The following is a 9,306-nucleotide window of genomic DNA, read 5'->3' as shown; positions in this document are numbered from 1 at the left end:
CTCGGCCGTGAAACACCTCAGCGCCAATGGTACTGCGTCTTAAGGCGTGGGAGAGTCGGTCGCCGCCAGGTCACCCGGACCCAAGGACACACAGCTCGGCAAAGCACTCACTTGCACCTGTCTTCGCTTCTCCGCTTCCGGTTCGCGCCCGTTGTGGCGTGTATAGGAGTGTAGCTCAACTGGTAGAGCACCGGTCTCCAAAACCGGGGGCTGGGGGTTCGAGCCCCTCCACTCCTGCCATCTTCCGAAAGCTTTCGGGACAGCCCGTGTCGTTCGACACGGGCTGTTTTCGTATCACTGCGTGACCGTTTCCGGCGCGCGGGGCAGTTCGATCCAGAAGCGGCTGCCCGCGCCCGGCTCGGACTCGACGCCGCAGCTTCCCCCCATGCGCTCGACGGCCTTGCGCACGATCGCGAGCCCGACGCCGGTGCCCTCATAGGCTTCCGCGCCGTGCAGCCGCTCGAAGGGCTCGAAGATGCGCGCCTGCTGGCCTCGGGGGACCCCGATGCCGTTGTCCTCCACCCAGAGGCGGACGCTTGCCCCTTTCTCCTCCGTCCGCACCCGCACCCGCGGGGCGGTGCCGGGCGGCACGAACTTCACCGCGTTGGTCAGCAGATTCTCAACTGCTTGGCGCACGGCCGCGCGATTGCCGAGCACCGCGGGCAGGGGGCGCGCAATCTCGACCTCGGCGCCCCTCCGGCTGAAAACAGGTCCGAGGTCGGCCTCCGCGTTCCACAGCACGCGATCGAGCGACACCGGCTCCAGGGGGAAGACGGCCTGCTGCGCCCGGCTGTAGGCCAGCACGTCGGCGATCAGCCCGTCCATCCGCTCGACCGCCGCCTCGATCCGGCGGGCGTGGGCGCGGGCCTCCTCTAGCAGTCCTTCTTCCATGTCCTCCCGCAGTGCCTGGGAGAAGCCTTCCACCGCGCGCAGGGGTGCGCGCAGGTCGTGTGAGACGGTGTGGGCGAAAGCGTCGAGCTGGCGGTTGGCCTCCACCAGTTCCGCCGTCCGTTCATCGACGAGCCGTTCGAGGTTCTCATTCAGCCGGCGGACCTCGAATTCGGCGGTCTTCCGTGCGGCAATGTCCTCGATCAGGCTGATGAAATATTGGGGAGAGCCGTCCGCCCGGCGCACGAGCGCCACCGTCAGGTTGACCCAGACCGTTCCGCCATCCTTGCGCAGGTAGCGTTTCTCCAGCGAGTAGGTTTGGATCTCGCCGCGCAGCAGCGCCGCGACTTGCGCCTCGTCGGTCTCCAGGTCGTCGGGGTGGGTGATGCTCTGGAACCGGCCTCCCAGCAGCTCCGCGCGTCCATAACCGGTTATTGCGCACAGCCGTTCGTTCACCCGCAGCCAGCGGCCGTCCGGCGCCACAAGCGCGATGCCGACCGCCGCCTGTTCGAAGGTCGCATCGAAACGCATTTCGCTGCTGCGCAGGTCCGCCATGTTCCGGCGCGCCGGGATGCGGTAGGCCGCCGCCGCGCAGAGGCAGGCGAACAGGCTGGTGGCCATGGCGATCACCGTCGCCAGCCGGGAATGGAACTCGGCGGCTTCCGTGCGCTCCTCGAGGAGACGGCGCTCGACGGTCGTCATGGCCGCGATCTCGTCGCGGAGGGTGTCCATCGTGTGCTTGCCCTCGTGGGTGCGCACCACCTCCAAGGCGGCTTCGAAGTCGCCGCGGCGCCGGAGATCGATGGTCCGGGCGAGTTCGGCGAGCTTTTCCCGCGTCAGCGCGCGCAGGCGCGGAAGATGGTCGCGGACTTCCTGCACGATCGTGAGGACGTCCAGTTCGCTCAGCCTTTGGTCCACGGAGCGCACGGCGGCCTCATAGGGGGCGAGGTATCCCGCCTCTCCGGTGAGCAGGAAGCCGCGCTGGCCGGTCTCGGCGTCCTTCAGGTCCGACAGCAGCAGCTCGGTCGTCAGGATGATGCGGTCGGTTTTCTGGACCAGCGCGCGGGCGTCGGCGAGCCGGTCAAGCACGAGGGAGAGCGCCAGCGCCGTCACCGCGAGCAGGAGGGTCGCCGCGAACAGGCCGGTCGTCCAGCCGCGCCGGAGAACCGGGCCGCCCGACGGTCCGCTCGGATCGACGCCGCCCTCCGCACCGGGCCCGGGGCGCCGCCCCACGCGCCAGGCCGTGCCGGATGAGGCGCCCAGATGTGCCGTTCCCCCCGTGATCGCCATGCCCGTCCGTTCACCCCGCGCCTTCCGCAAAACCCGTTCCGGCCGCCCACGATCTTTACGGCGGTTCCCTGTTCAACAGGGTTGGAAAGATCCTGTGCCGCGGGCACCGCAAAGTGTCGGCGATGTCTCTGCGAAGTGCCGGCGTCATGGGGGAACGGATGGCAAAGGGCCTGGTCCGCAGAGGCCGGGCGCCCGAAACCCAGGAGCATCATGCGCGCCATCTTCATCGACGATGACCCGGACAGCCGGACCCTGGCGCGGCGCGCCGTCGCGCGGGAATTCCCGAGCATGGAGGCGGTGGAGGTCGCCGATCTCGATGGCCTGCGCGTGGCGCTTGACGGTGGGCCGGTGGATCTGGTCGTGACCGACTACCGCCTCCAGTTCTCGACCGGGCTCGACGTGTTCCGGATGGTCCGCGAGCGGGTGCCCGACTGTGTCGTGGTCATGTTCACGGGGACCGGCACGGAGGAGGTGGCGGTGGAGGCCATGAAAGCGGGGCTGGACGACTATGTCGTCAAGAGCCGCAACCATCTGCCGCGCCTCGTCGCCTCGGTCCGCAACGCCATGGAACGGGCGGAAGACCGCCGCGCCCTGCGGGACGCCCGCGCCAGCCATCAGGCGGGGCAGGAGGAACGGGCGCTCCTCCTGGAGGAGCTTTACCACAGGCTGCACAACAACCTTCAGGTCGTCGCCAGCTTCGTCACCTTCGCCGCGCGCCGGTTCAGGGATCCCGAGGTGCGGGAGGCCTTCACCGACATCGTCGAGCGCATCCATTCCCTGACCCTGCTGCAGGAGCGCATGTACCGGACCCGCGATCTGCGCCGGATCGACGTTCTAGGCTATTTGGAGGAGTTGATCCCGCAGCTTGCCGCGGATTATGGCAACAGTGTTAAGGTCGAGATGGAGCTTGCGCCGTTGCGGCTGCCCATCGATCGCGCGTCGCCGCTGGCCCTGCTGGTCAACGAACTCCTTCTGGACGCGATCAAGAGGGCGGCCAGGGAGGGGCGCGCGGTCCGGGTGACGCTGGCGGTGATGGAGGGGCGCGCCGAGATGGCGATCATGCTTTCGGGCGAGGCCGCCCCGCAACTTGTGCCGGAGGGATCGCTGGCCCATCACATCGCCTCCCGTCTGGCCAGCCAGGCACGGGCCGAGCTGTCCTTCCCGGAGCGGGCCGGCGGATCGGCCTGCACGCTGTCCTTCCCGGTTCCGGCCCCGGTTCCGGCCCAGGAGACGGCCGGCGGGACCGCGGCGGGGGCATGATGCGCGTGCTGATCGTCGAGGATGAATTCCTGATCCAGGACGCCCTGTCCATGGCGGTGGAGGATGTGCCGGGCTGCGAGGTCGTCGCCGCCGTCGACGAGGCGGAGGAGGCGCTGAAGCTGATGGACGCGGCCACCGCCGACCTTGCGGTGCTCGACATCAAGCTGGCGGGCAAGATGGACGGGGTGGAGCTGGCCCAGGAGCTGCGCCGCCGCCACGGCACCGACGTGGTCTTCCTGAGCGGCTCCGGCGACCCGGCCACGCTCCGCCGCATCCAGGAGTTCGGCCCGCTGGCCTTCATCCGCAAGCCCTTCCACCCGAGGGACCTGCAACGGCTGCTGTCCTCCCGCCTGGCGATGAACGGTCCGCCGCCCGAACGCGGCACCGGCGGTTCCGCCACACACCCCTAAGACAGGCCACGGGCGTCCGCCGCCCGAACGCGGCACCGGTCCGACACCATTCCGAGGCATCAATGACGGCCGCGCCGCCACCCCCCATCCCACCGAACGCCGTCAGTCACGCCTTTCCCACCATCGCCGCCCTTCAGCGCGCCTACCGCGCCCGCGCCCTGTCGCCGGTCGAGCTGATCTCATCGGTGCTGGAGGGGATCGCCCGTGCCGACCCCGGCCTCAACGGCTTCCTCACCGTGGCGGGGGAGAGCGCGTTGGCCGCCGCCCGTCGGGCGGAAGGGCTGCTCGCGTCCGGCGGGCCGTTGCCGCCGCTTTTCGGCGTGCCGCTCGCGGTGAAGGACGCGGAGGTCACCGCCGGCATCCGCACGACCTTCGGCTCCCGCGTCTTCGCCGACCATGTTCCGGCGGAGAACACGATCCACGTGCAACGGCTGATCGACGCGGGCGCCATCATCGTCGGCAAGACCAACACGCCGGAATTCACTCTTCTGGGTGAGACCTGCAACGCGCTCGGCCCCGATTGCCGGAACCCCGCCGACCCGTCGCGGACCACGGGCGGCTCCAGCGGAGGGTCCGCCGCGGCGGTCGCCGCCGGGCTGGTGCCGCTCGCCACCGGGACCGACACGGCCGGGTCGATCACCATTCCCGCCGCTTTCTGCGGGGTGTTCGGGCTGAAGCCGACGCACCGCCGCATCCCCGTCTGGCCGAACTGGGACGACTGGCCCCTGCTGTACGACGTCGGCCCGATCACCCGGACCGTCGAGGACGCGGCCCTGGCACTGACCGTGGCTGCCGGCTTCGACGCGCGGGATCCCTACTGCCTGCGCGGTCCCGTGCCGGACTTCATCGCAGCGTTGGAAGCGCCCCCGCGGAGGCTGCGGATCGCCTGGACGCCGACCATCGCCGGCCAGCCGGTGGAGTCCGCCTGCGCCGACGTGGTGGCGAAGCTTGCGGAGACTTTCTCCCGCCTTGGCCATGAGGTCGTGCGCGCCGCGCCGGACGTAGAACCAGCCGGGGCCATCGCCGAGGACATCGGGGCGGTGGAGGAGCATCGCGCGCGCGGGCACCTGCTGGCCAAGCGCGACCTGCTCCATCCGGAGACGGCGGCGCTGCTCGATCTCGGCCGAGCCATGGACCCGGCGCGCTACGCCGAGGCGCTGGTCCGCCGGCAGCTGGTGGTCCGCCGCTTCGAGCTGTTCTTCGACGAGCACGACCTGCTGCTGGCGCCGGCGACGGCCTGCCCGGCCTTTCCCCTGCGGCAACCGCCGGCCGTCATCGGCGGTCGGCCGGTCCAGCCGGACTGGGTCGGCTTCGCGCCCTTCAACATGTATGCGAGCCTCGCCGGCAGCCCGGTCGCCAGCCTGCCGGTCGGGAAGGACGCCGGCCTGCCGCTGGGGGTGCTCGTCTTCGGTCCGTCCGGCGCCGACACCCTGGTGCTCCAGGCGGCGGAGGCGGCGCGGCGGGCCGGCTGCTGGATCGAGGCGGGGCAGGACGGCTGAACGCGCCGCGCGCTCAGCCCGCCACCTCATTGCCGTCCAGATTGGAGCCGTTCAGCCGGCGGATCAGATCCCGGACGTCCTTCCGCGGCACGGGTCGGCTGAACAGGTAGCCCTGGCCCTCGTCGCAGCCCTCGTCGCGCAGCCGCGCGAGCTGGGGCTGCGTCTCGATGCCTTCCGCCGTCGTCCGGATGCCGAGGCTGGTCCCGAGCCCGGCGACCGCCCGGACGATGGCGCCGGATTCCTGGCCGTCCGGCAGGTCGCCGACGAAGGAGCGGTCGATCTTGATCTTGTCGAAGGGGAAGCTGCGCAGATAGCCGAGCGACGAATAGCCGGTTCCAAAATCATCCAGCGCCACCCGGATGCCCAGGGCGCGCAGGGCGTGCAGGATGGCGAGGTTGGCTTCGTTGTCCTGGAGCAGCACGGATTCCGTGATCTCCAGGTGCAGGCGCTCCGCGGCGAGGCCGCTGCCGGCCAGCGCGTCGGCCACCGTCGTCACGAGATCGCGGCTGCGGAACTGGATGGGGGAGAGGTTCACCGCCACGGCGATGCCGTCGGGCCAGCGCGCGGCCTCCCGGCAGGCCTCGAACAGCACCCAGGCGCCGATCGCCTGGATCGCCCCGGTTTCCTCGGCCACCGGGATGAAGTCAGCCGGTGAGACGAAGCCCCGCTCCGGATGGCGCCAGCGCAACAGCGCCTCGAAACTGCTGACCTGGACGGTCCGGAGGTCCACCAGGGGCTGGTAGTACAGCTCGAACTCGCCGCGGCCGAGCGCGCCCGGAAGGTCGATCTTCAGCGACTGGCGCTCGTGAAGCCGTTCCTCCATGCCGGGCTCGAAGAGGCGGTGGGTGCCGCGCCCGTCCCTCTTGGCGCCGTGCAGCGCGATGTCCGCGTTCTTGACGACCTCATCCGCCGCGGGGGCGCCGCCGGACGCGAAGGCGATGCCGATGCTGACCCCGACGACGGCCGTGCGGCCGTTCAGCTCGAAGGGCTCGTTCAGCGCCGTGGCGAGGCGCAGGGCCATGGCGATGGCGTCGTCCGGCCGGTTCCGGCCGGGCTGGAGGACGGCGAACTCGTCGCTGCCGAAGCGGGCGGCCGTGTCGGCGGGGGAGAGTTCCGCGCGCAGCCGGTCGGCCGCCTGCCGCAGCAGCAGGTCGCCGGCGGCATGGCCCAGCGTGTCGTTCACGGCCTTGAAATGGTCGAGGTCCAGGCAGAGCACCGCGACATGCAGTCCGGCACCGGCACCGGCGATCGCCTGCTCCAGCCGTTCCTGGAAGTGCAACCGGTTGGCGAGGCCGGTAAGCGGGTCGTACCGCACCAGCCGCGCGAGCTGCTCCTGCGAACGCCGCCGTTCGGAGATGTCCCGGAAGAAGATCGAGAGCCCGTCGGCGTTGGGGTAGGCGTGCACCTCCAGCCAAAGGCCGAGCGGCGTCAGAAAGGCCTCGAACTCCACGGGAACCTGCTCGGCCAGCGCCCGGCGGTAATTCTGGTCGAAGACCGATCCCACGGCTTCGGGATAGGCCTCCCAGATGTTGGCGCCCAGCAGGTCGCGGCCGCCCGCGACGCCCTCGGCGGCGCGGCGGTTCAGGTAGGTGATGTGCCAGTTCCGGTCGAGGACGATGACGCTGTCTGTCGTGCTCTCCAGCACCGCCGCCAGCCGCCCGGCGGCGGCCACCGCCTCCTGCCGCGCCCATTCGGCCTCCTGCCGCGCGCGTTCCATCTCGTCGCGCGTGTGCATGGCCTCGGTGATGTCGCGGGACGTCGCCACGAGCCGGGCGGGACGGCCGTCCTGGCCGGGGATCGGGAAGACCGAGATGTCCCACCATTTGGGCGTGCCCCCGGCCGTCGGGCAGAAGCCGGTGAAGCGCACCGTCCGGCCCGTCCGGGCCTTCTCCACCGCGGCTTGGAGGCGGAGTTCGGCGCCTTCGGGCCAGAAGCAGTGCCAGGGCTGGTCTCGCAGGGGCTCGAAGCCGTCGCGTTCCAGCATGCGCAGTCCGGGCTCGTTCATGGAGAGCAGCCGGCCATCAAGGTCGAGCACCGTCACGCAGTCCGGGCTGTTCTCCAGGATGCTGCGGGACAGTTCCTCGCTGGCCCGCAATGCCGCGTGCGCGGTCTTGCGCTCGTGGATGTCCTCCACGGCGCCGTACCAGCGGACCGGCTCGCCCCTTTCGCCGCGCCGGGCCGCGGCGCAGGCGCGGAACCAGCGGTAGCCGCCGTCGGCCAGACGCAGCCGGTATTCGAGATCGACGGATTCGCCGGTCCGCAGTGCCTCGGACCAGACATCCTGGGTCGCCGCCAGGTCGGCGGGGTGCAGGGCCTTCACCCAACCGGTGCCGAGCGTCTCCTCGCGCGCCATGCCCGTCAGGGCCAGCCAGCGCGGCCCGATCTCCAGGAGCCTGCCGTCCGGATCGGCGGTCCAGGGGATCTGCGGGTTGAGTTCCACCGCGTGCCGGTAATGGTCCTCGCTCTCGCGCAGCGCCGCTTCGACCTGCTTGGCGCGGGTGATGTCCGTCACCGACGCCAGGACGCCCCTGACCGTTCCGTCCTCGGCAAGGACGGAGCGCAACGCCGCCAGATGGACGCGGCCCTGCCAGACCGCCCCCCGCGGCGGCAGGCGGATCTCCAGCTCGTCCACCGCCTCGCCCGCCAGCGCGCGGCGGAGCGCCGGCTCGACCGCAGGGTAGATCTCGGGCAGCAGCTCGGCGACCGGGCGGCCGACATGGGCCTCGACGGACAGGCCGTGGGCGTCGGCCAGCCAGCGGTTGACGCTGATGAAGCGGAGGTCCCGGTCGATGAGGCAAAAGCCGATCGGCAGCTCGTCGAACAGCTTCGACAGAGCCGGCAGGCAGGTGCCGCAATGGCCTGCCGAAAGGAGCGGGGACCGCGTGACCATCTCGAACCTGTTTTCTTTTGCTTCTCGCCCGCGCAACGGCGGGCGGCGCTTCAGGCGACCTGCGGGAGCGGCTGGCCGCCGGAGCCGGCTGAGGCCGGCAGCAGCCCGGCCAGGACCGGGTCGGCCGGGGCGGCCAGGACCGGCAGGCCGCAGGCCCGCACGAGCTGGAACACCGCCGTGTGCAGCGACTGGCAGGTGCCGAGATTCAGCCCCGTCATCCCGCCGCTTTGCAGCGCCTCCAGCAACGTTTCCGCCTCCTCCACCGGGCAGGCGCCTTCCAGATGCACGATGGTTCCGTCGATCCTGATCATTGGACGATTTCCTTGAGGTTGAGGACGAGCAGCACGCGCCCGTCGCCGAGGAGCGCTGTGCCGAGATAGTCCGGCATGCCTTCCAGCACGCCGTCGAGCGGCTTGACGATGACCTCCATGCCCTCGCCGAAGGCGTCGATGGCGAGCCCCACCGTCTGCTTGTCGATCTGCGCTACCAGCACCGCCACCTGCTCGCTCTCCTCCTTCTCCGGAAGGGCGAGCAGCCGGTCGAGGTGGAAGAGCGGGATGATGCGGTTGCGCAGCACGAAGGCCTGGCGGTCCTTGATGGACACGATCTCCGAGCGGTCGATGCGCACCGTCTCGCTGATCTCGTCCATGGGGATGCCGAAGGGCCGGCCGGACACCGAGACGGTCATGACGCGGGTGACCGCCATGCTGAGCGGCAGGTGCAGGCTGATGGTGGTGCCGGCCCCAACCTCGCTCGCCACGTCGATGCGCCCGCCGGCCTTCTCCACCGCCATGCGCACCGCGTCCATGCCGACGCCCCGGTCCGACACGCCTATATTTTCCATGGGCGTCACCTCGGCGGCGGTCGAGAAGCCGGCGGCGAAGATGAGGCGGACGGCCTCGCCATCGCTCATGCGCGCGGCCTGCTCCTCGTCGATGACGCCCTTTTCCACCGCCTTGCGGCGGACCATGACGGGATCAATGCCGCGCCCGTCGTCGATGACCCGGATCACCACCTGGTCGTTGTCCTGGCTGGCCGACAGCGTCAGCCGCGCCGCCGCCGGCTTTCC

The 9,306-nt window shown here is 70.6% G+C and carries 7 protein-coding genes and 1 tRNA gene; 4 read left to right on the top strand and 4 right to left on the bottom strand.

What is annotated here, in order from left to right; genetic code table 11:
• The first annotated feature begins 164 nt into the window (after window positions 1-164).
• Window positions 165-240 (top strand) — tRNA-Trp (locus tag JUB11_RS25655).
• Between the two features lie 54 nt (window positions 241-294).
• Here the strand turns inward: JUB11_RS25655 and JUB11_RS25650 are convergent.
• Entirely contained in the window at window positions 295-2,178 is a 1,884-nt protein-coding gene (locus tag JUB11_RS25650; protein ID WP_207461631.1) for a sensor histidine kinase, read from the bottom strand.
• Window positions 2,179-2,388: 210 nt separating this feature from the next.
• Here JUB11_RS25650 and JUB11_RS25645 point away from each other — a divergent pair, with 210 nt between their 5' ends.
• The 3 genes from JUB11_RS25645 (at window position 2,389) to JUB11_RS25635 (ending at window position 5,347) form a co-directional block, all read left to right on the top strand.
• The gene (locus JUB11_RS25645; protein WP_207461630.1) at window positions 2,389-3,438 is read left to right on the top strand and encodes a histidine kinase dimerization/phosphoacceptor domain -containing protein; all 1,050 of its coding nucleotides are present in this window, start codon (window positions 2,389-2,391) and stop codon (window positions 3,436-3,438) included.
• A complete protein-coding gene (locus tag JUB11_RS25640; protein ID WP_207461629.1) occupies window positions 3,435-3,848 on the top strand; it encodes a response regulator in 414 nt (137 codons plus the stop codon). Before JUB11_RS25645 ends, JUB11_RS25640 begins: the two co-directional genes overlap by 4 nt.
• 62 nt (window positions 3,849-3,910) lie before the next feature.
• A complete protein-coding gene (locus JUB11_RS25635) occupies window positions 3,911-5,347 on the top strand; it encodes an amidase (protein ID WP_207461628.1) in 1,437 nt (478 codons plus the stop codon).
• Between the two features lie 13 nt (window positions 5,348-5,360).
• Here JUB11_RS25635 and JUB11_RS25630 read toward each other — a convergent pair whose 3' ends face one another.
• From JUB11_RS25630 to JUB11_RS25620, 3 genes are all read right to left on the bottom strand, one after another.
• Window positions 5,361-8,237: an EAL domain-containing protein gene (locus JUB11_RS25630; RefSeq protein ID WP_207461627.1), complete on the bottom strand. Its 2,877-nt coding sequence runs from the start codon at window positions 8,235-8,237 to the stop codon at window positions 5,361-5,363.
• Window positions 8,238-8,287: 50 nt separating this feature from the next.
• Entirely contained in the window at window positions 8,288-8,548 is a 261-nt protein-coding gene (locus JUB11_RS25625; protein ID WP_207461626.1) for a hypothetical protein, read from the bottom strand.
• Window positions 8,545-9,306: chemotaxis protein CheW (locus JUB11_RS25620; RefSeq protein WP_207461625.1), on the bottom strand; the 762-nt coding region annotated here is incomplete at its 5' end. The genes JUB11_RS25620 and JUB11_RS25625, both read right to left, overlap by 4 nt.

The organism is Azospirillum sp. SYSU D00513, from assembly GCF_017356015.1.
Classification (GTDB): Bacteria; Pseudomonadota; Alphaproteobacteria; order Azospirillales; family Azospirillaceae; genus Azospirillum.
The sequence above is the reverse complement of the archived record's forward strand: the minus strand, read 5'-3'. Positions and strand labels throughout refer to the sequence as shown.

Bases quoted from the DNA above. Each gene is read 5' to 3' on its own strand.
- JUB11_RS25650 (WP_207461631.1), bottom strand. From the start codon at position 2,178: ATGGCGATCACGGGGGGAACGGCACATCTGGGCGCCTCATCCGGCACG.
- JUB11_RS25645 (WP_207461630.1), top strand. From the start codon at position 2,389: ATGCGCGCCATCTTCATCGACGATGACCCGGACAGCCGGACCCTGGCG.
- JUB11_RS25640 (WP_207461629.1), top strand. From the start codon at position 3,435: ATGATGCGCGTGCTGATCGTCGAGGATGAATTCCTGATCCAGGACGCC.
- JUB11_RS25635 (WP_207461628.1), top strand. From the start codon at position 3,911: ATGACGGCCGCGCCGCCACCCCCCATCCCACCGAACGCCGTCAGTCAC.
- JUB11_RS25630 (WP_207461627.1), bottom strand. From the start codon at position 8,237: ATGGTCACGCGGTCCCCGCTCCTTTCGGCAGGCCATTGCGGCACCTGC.
- JUB11_RS25625 (WP_207461626.1), bottom strand. From the start codon at position 8,548: ATGATCAGGATCGACGGAACCATCGTGCATCTGGAAGGCGCCTGCCCG.